Source organism: Wolbachia endosymbiont (group A) of Icerya purchasi, from assembly GCF_947251635.1.
Lineage (GTDB): Bacteria > Pseudomonadota > Alphaproteobacteria > Rickettsiales > Anaplasmataceae > Wolbachia > Wolbachia pipientis.
Genome location: NZ_OX366357.1, coordinates 818,085 through 833,550 on the forward strand (window position 1 = coordinate 818,085; position 15,466 = coordinate 833,550).

The following is a 15,466-nucleotide window of genomic DNA, read 5'->3' on the forward strand; positions in this document are numbered from 1 at the left end:
TCTTTATTAAACTTTGCATTCTAAGTATCATAGCTAATAAATATATCTTATGAACATTACTAAAGTTTTAACTATCATTGTTTTTATTGTAATTTCTTCAAGTGCTTACACTAATTGTACAGATCACAAAATTTTTGTGCATACTATGAAACAACAAGTAGACAGGATATCTACAAAAGGAAATAGAAAAAACCTAGAGCATGTACACGAAAAGCTTCAGGAGGTCATTCAGAATAATGTTAACCTCAAAGAAATACCTCGATTTGTCATGGGAAAATATTGGGTTTTGACTACCAAGAAGGAAAGGGAAGATTTCTTAAGAGAGTATGAAGTGTATCTTACACGTTTGTGCGTTAAAATTTTATCTAAATACATGAGTAATAGTGAAATGATCATAATGAGTACAAAAGCAGTTGACGATGAAACTTGCTTAATTGGCACAAGATTTTCTTACGGTGATGAAGAATTTACAAATATTGATTTTAAAGTTACTAAAAATAACAGTTCTTTCTTGATAAGTGATGTTGTAATGAGTGGAATAAGTATTGCTATTAATCAACGTTCTCAATTTAGTGAAAAAATCGACACGCATGGCATAGCAAGTGTGATAGGTGAATTAAAATGTAACAATAATCTATGATATATATGCCTCATTGGCCTAAGCCACTTGGTAGCAGGCCGAATGATTTTTCTCTTGATCGCATAAAAGGCTTTCTTAGCAAACTAGATAACCCCGAGAAAAAAATGCCTCCCGCAATTCATATAGCTGGAACTAATGGGAAAGGCTCAACACTAGCATTTATAAGATATATAATGCAAGCAGCAGGGTATAAGGTACACGCATACACTTCTCCACATTTGGTGAATTTTAATGAAAGAATAGTTATTGCAGGCAGTTATATCGACGATAATGAATTATATAGCTTGTTAGAAGAATGCCGTGCCGTAATTGCAGAACAACCTATCACTCTGTTTGAAGCTGCAACTATTGCAGCTTTTTTAGCTTTTTCTCGTCATAAAGCCGATATAACTTTAGTTGAAGTGGGTATGGGTGGAAGGCTTGATGCAACAAATGTTATAGATAATCCGATTTTAACAATCATTACTTCCATTGCACTTGATCATACAGAATATCTTGGCCCTACTGTAGAAACCATAGCAGGTGAAAAAGCTGGAATAATGAAACCTAATATTCCTTGTGTAATAGCACCACAAAAAAAGTCTATAATGAATACACTAGAATTCCATGCAATAAATAAGAAATCTCCTCTGTATAGAGGAGGCCTTGAATGGAATTGCAAAAAAAAGAACAACAAAATGGTTTTTCAATCAGCTATTCAATCAATAGAATTTCCTTTGCCATCTTTAAACGCGAATTCTGGATTAAAGGGTGATCATCAGGTGATTAATGCAGGCAATGCTATTGCAGCATGTAGTATTTTAAGTGGAAAGTATGAATTTGATATTGGAGAAGAGGATATCACTTCAGGTTTACAGTGCACTTATTGGCCTGCACGGCTAGAGTCTATAAAAGAAGGTAATTTAATTTTCCTACTACCGAAAGATTGGCAATTATTTTTAGATGGTGCGCACAATAATGATGGTGCTAGAGTACTATCTCAGTGGGTAAAAGATAATTTTGCTGAAGGTATTTATATGGTTTTTGGTGTTACTCGTAACAGAAATGTGGAAGAGTTCTTAGAGCACTTAAAGCCATATATCAAGCTACTATGTGCGGTTTGTGTTAAGTCTGAACCTAAAGCAACAAATACAAATTTGATTAGGGAAAAAGCCAATAACATAGGAATAAAAGCAGTTGAATGTGAATCAATTGGCGATGCAATATCAAATCACATATTAAAAGCCTCTACCCAAAACGTCAAAACCATACTAATCTGTGGCTCATTGTTCCTAGCTAGAGATTTGAGTATGGAGAATAATCAACCCACTTCATGAGCTGAGGTGTTAAAAGCACCATCAGGATCTATAGTACTGCTTGGCTTTTCGGTTAACATTCCTACAGGTGCTCTTTGTTCAGCACCCCTTCCTTCAGTTTTCACAAGATCTACAACCTTTCTCTCGTAGATCTCAGTTGCTAACTGTAATAATAAAATGCACCCTAATACCGCAGCAAACCCAATGAGTATTTTACTGTCTACACAACTAGATTGATATTGTAATGTCAAACCAGCACTCAACAAAATACAAGAAAGATAAAATAAATATTGAGAAGTGAAAGTCAAAAATTTATATTTTCTACTTTTAAACATTTCCTCTTTTAGCTCTTCTTGATCTAAGTTTTCGCCTTGTTCTTGTTGAGTATTCTGCAGGTCTACAATTTTTTTAACTAAAGAAAAAGTAAGATAAGTTGTTAAGAAAAAAGTTGTAACAGCTGTTATTAGACTAGCACTAAACAAAATACCAGGTGCATTGGTAAAATTAGCAGCCTTAAATAACCTAAATCCTAAGTAGAGATACGACACTAATGATGAAATGAGTAGTAATAGGTTTACTAATCCAAAAATAATGAAACATTTTATGCGCTTATCATTCTGGCCTTGTGAAGCTAATTGCACATATCTTTGCTCTTCCTCAACAATTATTAAATTTTTCCCATTGCTTAATGGCTTAGTATATTTTAAAAGTCCTGCCTTATATTCATTAATGGCTTGCATTTTTTCATCGCTTCCTCCTGTTTTATCTGAGTGAGATTTTCTTGCTAACTCTCTATACTTTTTTGTTATTATATTAGATATCTCTAAAAAGTTACGCCCCTCTACTTCTTGCGTTTCAATGCCTAGCTCTTTAAATAAACTTTCATTATAATCATACTCTCTTGTTCTTAGCTTATAGCCCATATAACACCTACAAATTAACTAACTATTAATGTTCTATAATATACATATTTCCAAACCATGCCAATTATTTTCATAAATATCTTTGGTAAAAATTATTTCTGTTATGACTAGCATGATAAGTGTATGAAGCGACTAAAATTGTCATTACAGCGCTTAGTGTACGACAGTGCTCCAACATTTAGGGTCGCAGTTTTCATGGCAGATCTGAGTAGCTGACCCATCTAAGAGGTGTCATTCAAGTAGCTGACACTGGAATGGCTTTGTTGCATCGCACCTTCTAACGCAAATTCTGGATTAAGGAAGGAAGTATAGGAAATAGAAGGCTTTTTGGATTTGATGGAATAGGAGATGAGAGTAGAAAAGATATGAACCAAGAAATCAACAGGGGATCTATGGCGAGTGTGTTCAATTTCTAGTCTATTTTTTAGGTAACCAAAAACAGTCTCAATGATAGACCTTTTTCTCAGTAAAATCTTCTCATTTAGCGAAATTAATGTATTTTTCATACCTTTTTTCACCTTGGTAACAAGTTTCAAACCTCGGTCAAACAGCTTCTGAAAAAGCTCTTTTGCAATATAACCTTTGTCACCAAACAAAAGGCCGGTTAATTTTTCCGTCAAATTTGGCACAGGTATCCTATCATCAACATTGCCTTTTGTTAGCGTAAGTGCATGAATTTCACCATTTTCATTGATTACCATATGTAATTTGAAACCAAAAAACCAGCCGTAAGTACTCTTGCTTAATTTTGCAATTCCAGCAAAAACTTTGTTTTTGGATATTCTTTTTGCATGACAAACTGCAATGGGAGTTGTGTCTATATATGAAATTCCAGTGTTTTCTGACTGTCCACAAAGCCAATGCAACAACATTGCTAAATGCCACAAAACCCTAGGCTTTAGAGCAACAAACCTGCTATATGAAGGCAACTTTGGAAACTCTGATTTGTAGAGCAACGTTAGGTAATGTAGATAGAAAGTTTTGAAATTTTTACACGGAGATTGTTGATATAGCAGGATTATTGTCATGATTTCAGAGTGCTCAATTTCCGTTGTTCTTGTGGGTTTTTTACCATTTGGCAGTAGTTTGCCTGCAAAATTTTTCTCTATATCTCTGCAAAAATCATCGACCAAACAAAACAGTTTTGTTATATCTTCCATGGGTAACCTCATCTATTTTTTTATAATTGCTGAGTTTACCCTGTTTTCTGCCTTTTCTATTCTCCTTTAATCCAGAATTCGCGTGATCAGGGTATTTCGCAGTCTGCAGCAATAGTAAATAAGGAACTGATATTGCCGATAAACGTGGAAATTATTGATGTTGAGAAGGAAAAAAAACCTTATTTATTGCCGTATGAACTTGAGCCAGTATTGGAGCAGCTTTTACAGACTGGTGAGGTAAAGGTCAATCCATATCAGGCATTTGATCCAGTACCGGCAAAAGTCACCATGAACAAAAACATCGATCACTGGACGGAGGTAAAAACAAATTGGTCAAGTCCAGTGACAAGAGAATTTAATACTAGAGAAACAACAGAGCTTTTGTCAAGTAGTACGTATGAAACTGAGTTTATGAGAGAAGCAGTACAAGATTTTGAGATCGAAGGTTTTGAGCCGCGTGAAAGGCTTAAGGAAGTAAAATTTGATGGCATTTCTATTACACCTATGGCATAGAGGAAAAAAAAGTGGAAGCTAACAATAAGGGACAAATAAAGGGAACGGTGAAAGTACCGGCAAATATTCCAGCAGGTACAAAATTAGTGCAATTTTATGGGGATAAGGGAAGTTATGGGGAAGCAACGTATACTGGTAAAAAAACTATTACCATAGAAGAGCGAAGAAGAGTTTTTTCCAGCAAACGTGTTGATCCTTTAGCCCAGACATTTACACTAAATGAAAGTAGGCACATAGGAGGTGTGGAGCTATGGTTTGTAAATAAAGGCAAAAAACGTGTTGTTGTGCAGATTAGAGAAACAACAGTTGGAGTGCCCTCGCAAACAGTTATCGCTGAAAATTCCATCGAGCCAACCAAGATCAATACTAATGGCACAGCAACACGTATAACTTGGTCACCAGTGTTTTGTCATGCTGGGCAGGAATATGCGATAGTTTTACTTACCGATGACGGGGAAAATGCGTTCAAAGTAGCAGAACTTGGCAAATATGATGCAGTAAATAGTAGGTGGGTAACCAGTCAACCATATCAAGTAGGAGTATTACTTTCATCAAGCAATGCAAGTACGTGCACTCCACATCAAAATTTAGATTTAACGTTTCGGCTATTAGCTGCAAAATTTAGCGAAAATTCTCACGTTGTTGATCTGGGCAAAGTTACTGCAAACAATGTATCAGATTTAATAGTTTTGACGAACGTCGAAAAAGTAGCATTCGATACCAATGTAGAATTTATCTTAATAGATGAAGAGGGAAAAGAAAATTTTCTATCTGATAATTTGCCATTAGCTTTGCGCGCAAGAATAAGTGGGGAATTAACGGTAAAAGTAGCGCTCAAAGGATCGGGGGAAAAAGTCCAGTTCTCTACCCTGGGCTACAGCTAGTTATGGGAAATATAGGGGAAGAAGGAGATTATGTCACGAGGAGCATTACCGCAGGGGCTAACACTAAAATTACCATAACGTATGATGCATTAATACCTGGTACTGCAGATGTAAAATCATATGTGGAACAAAGCGCTAAAGGATGGCAATTAGTAGATTTAACAGCAGGAAAACCAATCGGAGAAAATTGGGTGGAAAGAACTCACGTGCTATCAAATTTTAATGCCAATGAAACAAGGATAAAATTAGTTTTGAGTGGAACGGTTGTCTATCGGCCAAAAGTCAAAAATCTACGAATCATTATCACTTAGCAGAATGTCAGATGATAAAACAAGCAGAGGATATCCTTTGCCGCATCCAGAAAACATTGCAGTAGAAGATGTAGTACGTATTCGCAGAGCAATAGAAAAGATAGATGAAGATATGAGTGAAAGAGAAGGTGAACTTAAAAATAATTTTGAACGATTTGGATTTGAAACTTTTTTGAATTTTTGGGAATGAAAGAAGCAATAGAAGCATTACACCAGAGGATAAAGGATTTAGCAGCAAATAGCACACCTGATCAATTGGCATATCTTGCAAAATCGCTGGAATTGATAGCAGATAAAAAAGCGATCTTCAACGTTAACGTTGTGCAAATGACCACAATAAAAGAAATAATCGATGCATTACAAAAAAGACTTAAGGATTTAGCAGCAAATAGTACACCAGATCAACTAGCATATCTTGCTAAAGCATTGGAATCAATAGTAGATAAGAGTGCAGTGTCTGAAATTGTGCAGATGACAGATGTTAAGCTAAAAGAACTTCTTGATAGTGCAAAAAAACACTTAAGTGACATAAATAGCAATAAAGCAACCTCTATATCGTCCATAACTGCAGCAAAAACAGATTCTGTCAATGAAATCAACAAGCTTAGGGATAATTCCTTAAACACTTTAAAAGCATCATCAGATTCACATATATCGTTACTTGACACGAGAAAGAATGCAAATATTGCAGCAATAAATAGCATTAGTAACAGTCATAAAGATGGTCTTAAAGGTTTAGTAGAAGATTTTCGTGCTGTAAATGATGTGCCAGATGGTTCATCGATCATGAAGGAAATAAAAACCGGAGAAGACCAGCTAAAAACACTGACAACCAAATTTAACTCCATCAATGATTTGCCAAGCGGTTCATCAATTATGAAGGAGGTAAAAACCGGAGAAGATAAACTAAATACACTGACAACTAAATTCAACTCCATCAATGATGTGCCTAGCAGTTCATCAATTATGAAAGAAGTGAAAAAGAGAAATATGGTTGAACCAGGGTCATTACCTTTCTTGTTTGGTGTGCTAGGTAGAGGAAATAATTACTATGGTCACGGAATTTTCACAACTGAGTTAGGTCAATGGAGCGGTGATATAACAAAAACCGATTACATGTTGCAATTACTTGCGGGTAGCCATACATACGATACAGATTACGTTAGTTTTTATCGGCCAAGACAACTCAGTTTTATAGAGGGAAGTAAAGGTACATTTATTTACGGAGAGTTATATACAAACAGTTTTTCGAGTAGTAATTATCAGATATATTACTACCCGTGTGCTGCACTTGGAGTAATGTTTGTAAAAAATACCACAAGTAGGGATATAACAAGAACATTAAACTTTGTTGGTACATCTTATTGGAGCTCAGGATATGAAGGAGCAGGAGCATTTGTAGGAACCCCTGATAATACCAATGCTAGTAAATCAAGAATTTCGAAAATAATATGGAAAAATGTTTACCAATACACGAGTTCTAATAACAAATTTTCCGCATCTGGTAATGTAGAAATTCCAGCAGGAAAAACAGTTGCAATGTTACTTTATACATCATCTTATCTACATTCCAAAACAAAAGTTAGTGAAGGTGCGTTTTTAGGTGATGTACACACCTATGGTCAATTTATCCAGTGGGGAATATATAACATACGTAGCAATTTTCTGACCACAGGGCTTGAGGTGGATGTAGAGAGAACACTAAGGGCTTGGCAATGTCCAGGATTAGAACAAACCCATCAAATTTGGCAGTAAAAACTGGAGGAAAAATGCCTATTTATATTCGTTTTGAAAATCATAAACAAGTTGAAACTACAACGCTTGAAGAGAAACCTGAAGGATGGCATGAAGCACCTGAAGATTTTAGCTGGCAAAAAAGTTATTGTTTAACAGAAGGAGGGAAAATTGTTGAAAGGAGCAAAGAAGATATTGAGCTGGAATTACTGCAAAACGCGAAATTTTCTGCACTTTCTAGTCTTCGTGCTTATTATGATAACTATACCCACGAATACACAGGATATTCTCATCAGAAGTCTAAGTCGTACGAAATACAAGCAAAAGCCGTAGAGAACATTCTAGCAGCACCAGAATCAATAGATGAAAAAGATGCAGAAATTATAGAGCCATTAGCAAAAGTTCGGGGAATTTCAGTAGTAGAAATGGCAAGAATAATTCAGGAAAAAGCAAAAAGAGCAGTAAAAGCAATAATCAAATGCGAAGAGCTTGAAGATTTAGCCAAGAAGAAAATTGAGGGAGCCAAGAATAAGGAAGAGCTGCAAACTTTGCTAGATGATTGTAAACAAAAAATGCAAGAAAGTTGAAAAGGGGCAAAAAGAAATGACAGAACAGTTTCTACATGGTGTAAATGTTATAGAGGTTACCTCAGGAGCGAGGACGGTACGAACAGCTAAATCATCGGTAATTGGCGTAATTGGTACTGCACCTGATGCTGACGAGCAAAAATTTCCACTAAATAAACCAGTATTAATAGCGGGAAGCTTAAAAGAGGCTGCGAAGCTTGGTAAAACAGGTACCCTTCCACAAGCAGTAAGCTCTATCTTTACACAAGTTGGTGCAACAGTAGTAGTGATTAGAGTTGAAAATGCTGATCAAGAAGAAGAAATAACTGTAAATGTCATTGGAGGAGTTGATGAGGAAACCGGAGAGTATCAAGGCATTCAAGCGTTCTTAAGCAGTGAAAGCATAGTTCATGTTGCGCCAAGAATACTAATTGCTCCTCAGTTTACTCATCAATTGCCCGGAGATGCTGGAAATCCAGTGGTTAGCGCTTTAATTCCTATAGCAGAAAAGCTGAGAAGCATAATAGTAGCAGATGGACCAAATACCAATGATGAAGAAGCAATAAAGTGGAGAAAAAGTGTAGGTAGTAGCAGAGTTTACGTAGTTGATCCTTGGGTAAAGGTATTTATTGATGGAAAAGAAGAAACTTTGCCGTCTAGCCCATTTGTAGCCGGTTTAATAGCGAAAGTAGATAGTGAACAAGGCTTTTGGCATTCGCCTTCAAATAAAGAGATAAATGGTATTGTTGGAACAAACAGGCCTATTGATTTTACCCTTGGTGATGTAAATTGTAGAGCAAACCACTTAAATGAAAATGAAGTAACAACGATAATTCATCAAAATGGCTACAGGCTTTGGGGAAATAGAACATGTTCAAATGACCCAAAATGGGCTTTTCTGCCTGTTAGACGTACTGCAGATTTAATCAATGATAGTCTACTTAGGGCTCAATTATGGGCAGTTGATCGAAATATTACCAAAACTTACATAGATGATGTGATTGAGGGGGTGAATTCTTATCTTGCAAATTTAAAAGCCCAAGGAGCTATTATCAGCGGAAAATGTTATGCAACACCCGAACTCAATACACCGGCGAATATTGCAAGTGGAAAAGTATATTTTGACTTTGAGTTTACACCACCATATCCGGCTGAGCAGATTACTTTTAGGTCACACTTGATCAATAGTGAAGTATTGTAAGAAAAGGAGAAAAACAAATGTTACCCAAAATACTGAGAAATTTTAACGTATTCGTAGATGGTCGTGGTTATGCAGGAAAAATAGATGAAATTACCCTACCAAAGCTTACCATAAAAACAGAGGAGTATCGTGCTGGTGGTATGGATATTCCAATAAATATTGATATGGGAATGGAGAAACTTGAAGCAGATTTCACTTTTTCTGAATACGATACAGAGCTCTTTCGGCTATTTGGGTTGATAAATGGAAATTCAGTAGCTTTGACGCTCCGTGGAGGAATGCATGGAAGTGGAAGTAATGATATTGAAGGAGTAATAATCAATTTAAGGGGCATATTCAAAGAATTTGATTTTGGTAGCTGGAAACCTGCTGAAAAAGCAACGCTGAAGTGTACCGTAGCTGCCCATTACTATAAACTTACTATAGGTAGCAATGAATTAATAGAGATCGATGCTGAAAATATGATTCGCAAGATTAATGGTGTTGATCAGATGGCCTTGCTGCAAACGATTTTAGGGATCTGATATAGTTGACAAAATTACATAAAAATGTTAAAATGTAATAAGTTGTAGGTATATGGCTGCTATGGATTCTAAAGCTCATGTAAATTCTGAAGATCAGTTAACTAGTTTACTCACTAGTGTAGCTCAATCCCAAAACAAATCCGTTTTAAAGCTATTAGCTGAGTTAATGGAAGAAGAAATTGAAGATATGGAATTATCTAAGATTGCTGACGAACGCTACAAAGAAAAGAGGGTTAAACATCAAGATGCCTTCTGGGTATAATATAGAATATTCAGAATCTGTCATAAAAAAGACATTCCAGCACTTCCAGTCAAAGTGAAGTCAATGGTCAAAAAGGCGATACTCGAGCGTTTAACAGTTGATCCAATTGGACTTGGAAAGCCATTAAAGCACAACTTAAGTGGGCAACGTAGTCTACGCGTAAGTACCTATCGTATACTTTATTACATAGATGTACCAGAACATACAGTAGTTATTACCTCCATAGAACACAGAAAGGATTCTTATCAAAGCTAATCCTATTTATAGCACCATAATCATAATAAAAAAATTAGTTATGTAAAAGCCAAACAGACTTTTATTTAATTAACTTTTAGGGGGGAATGACAACAGTAAAACTTGATAATCCAATAACAGCAGATGGAACTCCGGTTTCGGAATTAACCTTTAGACCAGTCAAAGTGAGGGACTGTCTTGCAATGGAACGTGGTGGTAGTAGTGATTTTGAAAAAGAAGTTGGATTAATAGCAAACCTAGCATCTGTGACAAAAGAAACAATTTGGGAGTTATATTTTGCAGACTACGTAAAAATACAGGAAGCGTTGAAAGATTTTTTTCCACCTGTTACACAAAGGACTTAAGGCTAAATGTACTAATGCTCTGTTCCGTTGTAGGTGGCAGAATTGAGCAGGTACTTGATATGGAAATGAGTGAATTTATTTTATGGGCAAAAGCAGCAGAGGAGTCTAAATGTCAACATTATCAGTAAAAATAGGAGCCATACTAGATGGTAGCTTTAATAGCGCAATGGCAGGAAGTAGCGCTCAACTTTCCCGTCTTGGTGGTACAATAAGGCAACTTGATACGTCGATAAAATCTGTATCCAAGTTTAAGGAATTAAGTCGCAATACGTTAGTTGCCAAGAGATCCTGGAAAGGTTTAGAAGTGCAAGTAAAGTCCTTGGCTCAGCAAATCAAAGCAACAGCAAAGCCAAGTAAAGATTTAAAGGCTCAGTTTGATAAGGCTAAGGAATCAGCAATAAAGGCCAAAACAGAGTATCTACAGAAGAGAAATACTCTACATACATTTAGTGAAGAATTAAAGAAAAGTGGAAAGAATATACAGTCTTTGATAAGAGATCAAGATAAACTTGGTGCTTCTGCAAACAGGCTGAGAAGTCAATATAGTAAGTTAAACTTTGCTACCAAAGCAAACCAGAGATTCTCAGCAAAAAGGGCACATTTTAAATCACAATTACTAGAAACAGCAGCACTAGCATTAACACTTGCAGCTCCAATTAAAGTTGCAATTGACTTTGAAAGTGCTATGGCTAATATTAAGGCAGTGATAAAACTTTCTGATGACAAGGAAGATAATGATAGAGAATTTATAGAACTTGGTAAAATGTTAAAAGGGCTATCCCGAACAATACCACTATCTGCTGCAGAGTTGGCACAAATAACTACAAGTGGTGCTCGACTTGGTATTAAAGAAAAAAAAGATCTTTTAGAATTTACAGAAATAGTGTCGAAAATGGCAGTAAATTTTGGTATGAATGTAGAAGAAGTAGGAAGTGATGTTAGTAAACTTTATAACATTTATAAAATGAGCCTAGAAGATCTAAGAAACTTGGGAGATCTAGTAAACCACCTTGCAAGCAATACTTCTGTTGAAGCAAAAGATTTAATGGCAGGAATAAATATAGCCAGTGGTGCAGCAAGACAATTTGGTTTGAAGATTGAGCAGATAGCTGGCTTAGTCAATGCTTTCGTTATGTTAGGAAAACAACCAAAGAAAGCGGCAGAAATGATAAATGGTGTGCTGGTAAAACTTCAAACGTCAGGGAAGCAAGGAGATGAATTTAGAGAAACACTAGAAGAAATCGGGATAGATATAGAAGAACTCGAAGAGAATATCAAGAAAAACCCTCAAAAAGCACTACTAGATTTTTTTGAAATTTTAAAAAAAATAGATAAACATGATCGGGCTGGCATTCTGTTAAAACTCTTTGGACAGGGAGCCGAAGATGATATAGCACTACTACTTGAAAACTCAAAAGTATATGAAAAGGTGCTGGATTTATTAGCTGATGAAGGGAAACGTGCAAATTCATTGCAGGAAGAATTTAATGATCGTGTGAGTACAACAGCTAACCAATTGCGATTGCTGAAAAACTCAATAGCAGAAGTTGGTATGAATCTGGGTTCAGTGATGTTACCTATTTTAAAACCTATAGCTGAAAGGTTAAAATGGGTAAGTGAACATATAGCTTCATTTGCAGAAAAATATCCCACTGTAACTACAGCAATCATGGGTACCATAGCAGCACTAATAAGTCTTAAAGTTCTATTAGTAGGTGGTGGTTATATACTTAGTCTTTTCATGGGAACAGTTTGGAGTTTAGCAGCAAAAGCAATAGCAACATTTTCCTTTCTATCGACTTATGCTATTCCAGTGGTAATTACTGGACTGAGTGTTTTAAAAGCTACGACTTTGAGCTTAGCAACAAAAGCTTTTCCTCTGCTATCATTAGCTCTTTCTGCAGTAGTAGGAGGATTTAGGATCTTAACAGCAGTAATGATAAGTAATCCTATAGGAGCAGTTATTGCTGCAATTGCAACTGGTGCAACACTTATTATAACTAACTGGCAAAAGGTAAAGAACTTTTTCTCTAGCATCTGGAAATCGATAATAAAACCCATTGGAGAGATGTTTTCATGGATGGGAAGTACCGTTGGTAGTATATTTGGAAAAGTTGCCGAAAATAGCCCACTGAAAGAATTTGAAAAAAGAAAAAGTATTGTTGCTGAAATACATACTCCCCTTAAAAGTAGCATTTCTAGTAATCCGTCGAATAATAATGCAATTAAAGAAATCTCCAAGAGAAACAAAAGCCTTATTGAGGAAAAGAAGTCTATAGAAGGTAATCAAGTTAATGAAATATTTGAAAAAAACAGATTTGAAAAAAAGGAGTCGAAAATACACAACCAGACATTTAATCAAACATTTAATATAATTGTTAAAGCAGAGCCCAACCAAGACGCCCGTAGCATTGCTGATGCAGTAATAGAAAGATTCAGAGAACAAGCAAGAGGCGCTCTCTTTGATACGGTGGAAGAGGTATATTAAGTGTTACTTGGGCAATTTAAATTTGATCCAGTGAGCATCAGGTACAGTAAAGAGCAGAGGTGGCATACAGTTGAATGTATTGAAAAAACATCACTGCAGAATATCGGCTCAGGTATTGAGAATATTGATTTAACAGGAGTGATTTATCCGCATCGTCAAAATGGCAGTTTAGAACAACTAAGGAATATGCGTGAGCCAAATGTTTTGGTCGATGGTTCAGGAAAGGTGTTAGGAAATTTTGTCGTTACTAATGTAGAAGAAAAACAAACATCATACTTTCCTTGTGGATTGCCAAGAAAGGTTGAGTTTCAAATAAAGTTAAAAAGCTATAATAAGTGATTTATTATTTTACCAAAGAAAATGAGATGTTGGATTATATTTGTTGGAAACATTATGGATATAGCTCTGGATCAGTGGAAGCAGTCTTAGAAGAAAATCCTGGACTTGCAGAGTATGGTAGCTTCTTGCCAGGAGGACTAAAAATTAAGTTGCCTGAGATTCAAAGAGCATCACAAAAGTCTGTTGTAAAAATTTTAGATTAATGAGACCAGATTTTAATCTAATAGCGGAGAATAACTCCATCTTGAGAAGTAGTTTAATATCTCTGCGTATTACTGATGAATCTGGGACAATGAGCGATGAAGCTGAAATATGTTTTGAGCATGGAAATAATGCTTTAGAGCTCAAGAGTGAGTTGGAAGTTTTTCTTGGGTATAAAGAGACAGGGTTATTGCCTATGGGAGTGTATGTAGCAAGTGAGATTACGATACAAAGCCCACCACAGATTTTAAGAGTTAAATGCCAAGCGGCAAAGTTAAGAGGGTCGCTGAAAGAAAAAACATCAAAAGAATGGAAAGAAATTACTTTAGGCAATTTGGTAAGAGAGATAGCAGAAAAGCACGGGTACGAAGCAAAAATTGCACAAAAATTTGAAGACATATTTATACCGCATATCACTCAAACAGATGAAAGTGATATGAATTTTTTGAAAAGGATAGGAGATGAGCATGAAGCAACGGTAAAATCTGTGGGAGGATATATAATTTTTATTCCAAGAGGAGAAGGAAAGTCAGCAACAGGGAAGGTTTTAGGCACAACGTTACTGACACCCAAAGATGTGATAAATTGGAAAGTAAATTTTAATGTACGTAGTAAATATGGATCAGTTATAGCAAAATGGTACAGCTATGAAAGAGGAGAAACCATAGAAGAAAAAGTAGGCAATGAAAGACCAAGTTATCCGATATATAAACTTTATCCTACTGCAGAATCAGCGATCAGTGCAGCAAGTGCTAAGTTAAGACGACTAAAACGCGGTGAAGCAAAATTAAACGTAACAATACCAGGAAATCCAGAGTTGTTTGCAGAAGCTAAAATAAATTTATCAGGGTTTTGTCAAGAGATAGATGGGGAATGGGTAATAGAAAGGGCAGAGCACACTCTAAATAATAGAGGGTACCAAACTATGATAGAAGCAGTAATAAGCAGAATTGATTAAAGAAAATTTAAGCAAGTGGTGGTCTAATGCCAAGCAGGAACAATAAGGTGTGCCATGAACAGAAATTTGAGAAGAGCTCTTCGAGCAAGCTCAACAGATGGATTAATTTTTCTGATAATATTGATAGTGTGTGTTGTTGCTATATATTCCTTCTTGTTTGATAAAAAGGATATTAATGATGATATTTATACCACGTTACAAACTGCAACTAAGAACTGTGACTTGGAAACTGTGAAATCATTAGTAAAAAAGCATTATATCATGCTGCAAAGAAAGGATGCTTAGAAATTGTCACATTTCTGTTAGATAAAGGAGTAGATATAAATACTAGTTTAGCACTACTTGGTGCCGCTGACGGTGGTCAATTGGAGGTTGTAAAACTTTTGCTGGAGAGAGGTGCCAATCCTCACGTTAGAGGCTGGAAAGGGAGAACTGCAAAAACTGTAGCAATAAAGGAGTCATTTTATCCTGTAAATAAGGGGCGTTACGAATACGAAGAAATAATAGATCTGCTTAATCAGGCGGAAAAACAGTATAAGCCAGAGCAATAAACTGTACATACAACACACAGTACAAATTTTCAACAATTATCTACAATAAATTAATATCTCATTACATTATGCAAAATCAAAAGATCCCAATCGCAGTAATTATAACGATGTTAATACAGACGGTAGCGGCGATATGGTGGCTTGCCAAGCTAGATTTACGGGTTCACATGCATGATAAATTTATAGAGCAGAACAACGGATTGACCGTTACGGTATATCGTCTGGAAGAACGGGTAAAAAATCTTTCTGAGGAACTTGATGAGTTTAAATTACAAGTCTTAAGCGGAAAAATTAAATCTTAACATCTTTATCTAAAT

At 35.8% G+C, this 15,466-nt stretch carries 20 protein-coding genes and 2 pseudogenes; 19 read left to right on the forward strand and 3 right to left on the reverse strand.

All coding sequences use genetic code 11. The annotated features are described in order from the left end of the window. Positions 1-49 precede the first annotated feature (49 nt). Positions 50-640: an MlaC/ttg2D family ABC transporter substrate-binding protein gene (locus tag OPR17_RS04265; RefSeq protein WP_265021272.1), complete on the forward strand. Its 591-nt coding sequence runs from the start codon at positions 50-52 to the stop codon at positions 638-640. Continuing rightward, on the forward strand, positions 637-1,956 hold the full coding sequence (locus OPR17_RS04270) for a bifunctional folylpolyglutamate synthase/dihydrofolate synthase (protein WP_265021273.1): 1,320 nt from the start codon (positions 637-639) through the stop codon (positions 1,954-1,956). The genes OPR17_RS04265 and OPR17_RS04270 overlap by 4 nt, the downstream gene beginning before the upstream one ends. Here the strand turns inward: OPR17_RS04270 and OPR17_RS04275 are convergent. The 3 genes from OPR17_RS04275 to OPR17_RS04285 form a co-directional block, all read right to left on the reverse strand. Continuing rightward, complete coding sequence (locus OPR17_RS04275; RefSeq protein ID WP_265021274.1) at positions 1,941-2,858, reverse strand: J domain-containing protein; 918 nt, start codon at positions 2,856-2,858, stop codon at positions 1,941-1,943. The genes OPR17_RS04270 and OPR17_RS04275 overlap by 16 nt on opposite strands. A 221-nt stretch (positions 2,859-3,079) precedes the next feature. After that, the gene (locus OPR17_RS04280; protein ID WP_458694330.1) at positions 3,080-4,018 is read right to left on the reverse strand and encodes an IS982 family transposase; all 939 of its coding nucleotides are present in this window, start codon (positions 4,016-4,018) and stop codon (positions 3,080-3,082) included. After that, positions 3,981-4,130 carry a hypothetical protein gene (locus tag OPR17_RS04285; protein WP_265021275.1) on the reverse strand — a complete coding sequence of 50 codons (150 nt, stop codon included), beginning with the start codon at positions 4,128-4,130 and terminating at the stop codon, positions 3,981-3,983. The genes OPR17_RS04280 and OPR17_RS04285 overlap by 38 nt, the downstream gene beginning before the upstream one ends. Between OPR17_RS04285 and OPR17_RS04290 the strand changes: the two are divergent. The 17 genes and pseudogenes from OPR17_RS04290 to OPR17_RS04370 all read left to right on the forward strand — a co-directional run. After that, positions 4,100-4,531 (forward strand): annotated as a pseudogene (locus tag OPR17_RS04290) (DUF4815 domain-containing protein); the annotation flags it as partial. The gene OPR17_RS04285 and the pseudogene OPR17_RS04290 sit on opposite strands and share 31 nt — an antisense overlap. 11 nt (positions 4,532-4,542) lie before the next feature. Then, positions 4,543-5,726: pseudogene (locus tag OPR17_RS04295) on the forward strand (hypothetical protein). Positions 5,727-5,730: 4 nt separating this feature from the next. Next, positions 5,731-5,916, forward strand: a complete 186-nt coding sequence (locus tag OPR17_RS04300; RefSeq protein WP_265021276.1) for a hypothetical protein — start codon at positions 5,731-5,733, stop codon at positions 5,914-5,916. Further along, positions 5,913-7,481: a hypothetical protein gene (locus OPR17_RS04305; RefSeq protein WP_265021277.1), complete on the forward strand. Its 1,569-nt coding sequence runs from the start codon at positions 5,913-5,915 to the stop codon at positions 7,479-7,481. The genes OPR17_RS04300 and OPR17_RS04305 overlap by 4 nt, the downstream gene beginning before the upstream one ends. A gap of 14 nt (positions 7,482-7,495) precedes the next feature. Then, positions 7,496-8,047 carry a hypothetical protein gene (locus OPR17_RS04310; protein ID WP_265021278.1) on the forward strand — a complete coding sequence of 184 codons (552 nt, stop codon included), beginning with the start codon at positions 7,496-7,498 and terminating at the stop codon, positions 8,045-8,047. 16 nt (positions 8,048-8,063) lie between these two features. Beyond that, positions 8,064-9,227 carry a phage tail sheath subtilisin-like domain-containing protein gene (locus OPR17_RS04315; RefSeq protein WP_265022167.1) on the forward strand — a complete coding sequence of 388 codons (1,164 nt, stop codon included), beginning with the start codon at positions 8,064-8,066 and terminating at the stop codon, positions 9,225-9,227. Between the two features lie 17 nt (positions 9,228-9,244). Further along, positions 9,245-9,751, forward strand: coding sequence for a phage major tail tube protein (locus tag OPR17_RS04320; RefSeq protein ID WP_265021279.1), 507 nt, complete (start codon positions 9,245-9,247; stop codon positions 9,749-9,751). 52 nt (positions 9,752-9,803) lie between these two features. Then, a complete protein-coding gene (locus OPR17_RS04325) occupies positions 9,804-10,013 on the forward strand; it encodes a hypothetical protein (protein WP_245611063.1) in 210 nt (69 codons plus the stop codon). A 63-nt stretch (positions 10,014-10,076) separates the two neighbouring features. After that, complete coding sequence (locus OPR17_RS04330; protein ID WP_265021280.1) at positions 10,077-10,268, forward strand: type II toxin-antitoxin system RelE family toxin; 192 nt, start codon at positions 10,077-10,079, stop codon at positions 10,266-10,268. Between the two features lie 86 nt (positions 10,269-10,354). Beyond that, a complete protein-coding gene (locus OPR17_RS04335) occupies positions 10,355-10,612 on the forward strand; it encodes a phage tail assembly protein (protein WP_265021281.1) in 258 nt (85 codons plus the stop codon). A 109-nt stretch (positions 10,613-10,721) separates the two neighbouring features. Continuing rightward, positions 10,722-13,100, forward strand: a complete 2,379-nt coding sequence (locus tag OPR17_RS04340) for a phage tail tape measure protein (protein ID WP_265021282.1) — start codon at positions 10,722-10,724, stop codon at positions 13,098-13,100. Then, positions 13,101-13,439 carry a phage tail protein gene (locus tag OPR17_RS04345; RefSeq protein ID WP_265021283.1) on the forward strand — a complete coding sequence of 113 codons (339 nt, stop codon included), beginning with the start codon at positions 13,101-13,103 and terminating at the stop codon, positions 13,437-13,439. It begins immediately after the preceding gene. Then, a complete protein-coding gene (locus OPR17_RS04350) occupies positions 13,436-13,642 on the forward strand; it encodes a tail protein X (RefSeq protein WP_406828444.1) in 207 nt (68 codons plus the stop codon). Before OPR17_RS04345 ends, OPR17_RS04350 begins: the two co-directional genes overlap by 4 nt. Further along, positions 13,642-14,598 (forward strand): phage late control D family protein, encoded by a 957-nt coding sequence (locus OPR17_RS04355; protein WP_265021284.1) that lies wholly within the window; start codon positions 13,642-13,644, stop codon positions 14,596-14,598. Before OPR17_RS04350 ends, OPR17_RS04355 begins: the two co-directional genes overlap by 1 nt. A gap of 54 nt (positions 14,599-14,652) precedes the next feature. Then, positions 14,653-14,883, forward strand: a complete 231-nt coding sequence (locus OPR17_RS04360) for a hypothetical protein (protein ID WP_265021285.1) — start codon at positions 14,653-14,655, stop codon at positions 14,881-14,883. Further along, complete coding sequence (locus OPR17_RS07445) at positions 14,838-15,149, forward strand: ankyrin repeat domain-containing protein (protein ID WP_406828685.1); 312 nt, start codon at positions 14,838-14,840, stop codon at positions 15,147-15,149. Before OPR17_RS04360 ends, OPR17_RS07445 begins: the two co-directional genes overlap by 46 nt. A 68-nt stretch (positions 15,150-15,217) precedes the next feature. Next, positions 15,218-15,451 carry a hypothetical protein gene (locus OPR17_RS04370; protein ID WP_265021287.1) on the forward strand — a complete coding sequence of 78 codons (234 nt, stop codon included), beginning with the start codon at positions 15,218-15,220 and terminating at the stop codon, positions 15,449-15,451. Positions 15,452-15,466: the final 15 nt, after the last annotated feature.

Coding starts and splice junctions, on each gene's coding strand:
- OPR17_RS04355 (WP_265021284.1), top strand. CDS start 13,642: ATGAGACCAGATTTTAATCTAATAGCGGAGAATAACTCCATCTTGAGA.
- OPR17_RS04300 (WP_265021276.1), top strand. CDS start 5,731: ATGTCAGATGATAAAACAAGCAGAGGATATCCTTTGCCGCATCCAGAA.
- OPR17_RS04305 (WP_265021277.1), top strand. CDS start 5,913: ATGAAAGAAGCAATAGAAGCATTACACCAGAGGATAAAGGATTTAGCA.
- OPR17_RS04275 (WP_265021274.1), bottom strand. CDS start 2,858: ATGGGCTATAAGCTAAGAACAAGAGAGTATGATTATAATGAAAGTTTA.
- OPR17_RS04310 (WP_265021278.1), top strand. CDS start 7,496: ATGCCTATTTATATTCGTTTTGAAAATCATAAACAAGTTGAAACTACA.
- OPR17_RS04370 (WP_265021287.1), top strand. CDS start 15,218: ATGCAAAATCAAAAGATCCCAATCGCAGTAATTATAACGATGTTAATA.
- OPR17_RS04270 (WP_265021273.1), top strand. CDS start 637: ATGATATATATGCCTCATTGGCCTAAGCCACTTGGTAGCAGGCCGAAT.
- OPR17_RS04360 (WP_265021285.1), top strand. CDS start 14,653: ATGAACAGAAATTTGAGAAGAGCTCTTCGAGCAAGCTCAACAGATGGA.
- OPR17_RS04280 (WP_458694330.1), bottom strand. CDS start 4,018: ATGGAAGATATAACAAAACTGTTTTGTTTGGTCGATGATTTTTGCAGA.
- OPR17_RS04325 (WP_245611063.1), top strand. CDS start 9,804: ATGGCTGCTATGGATTCTAAAGCTCATGTAAATTCTGAAGATCAGTTA.
- OPR17_RS04335 (WP_265021281.1), top strand. CDS start 10,355: ATGACAACAGTAAAACTTGATAATCCAATAACAGCAGATGGAACTCCG.
- OPR17_RS04315 (WP_265022167.1), top strand. CDS start 8,064: ATGACAGAACAGTTTCTACATGGTGTAAATGTTATAGAGGTTACCTCA.
- OPR17_RS04265 (WP_265021272.1), top strand. CDS start 50: ATGAACATTACTAAAGTTTTAACTATCATTGTTTTTATTGTAATTTCT.
- OPR17_RS04330 (WP_265021280.1), top strand. CDS start 10,077: ATGGTCAAAAAGGCGATACTCGAGCGTTTAACAGTTGATCCAATTGGA.
- OPR17_RS04320 (WP_265021279.1), top strand. CDS start 9,245: ATGTTACCCAAAATACTGAGAAATTTTAACGTATTCGTAGATGGTCGT.
- OPR17_RS04340 (WP_265021282.1), top strand. CDS start 10,722: ATGTCAACATTATCAGTAAAAATAGGAGCCATACTAGATGGTAGCTTT.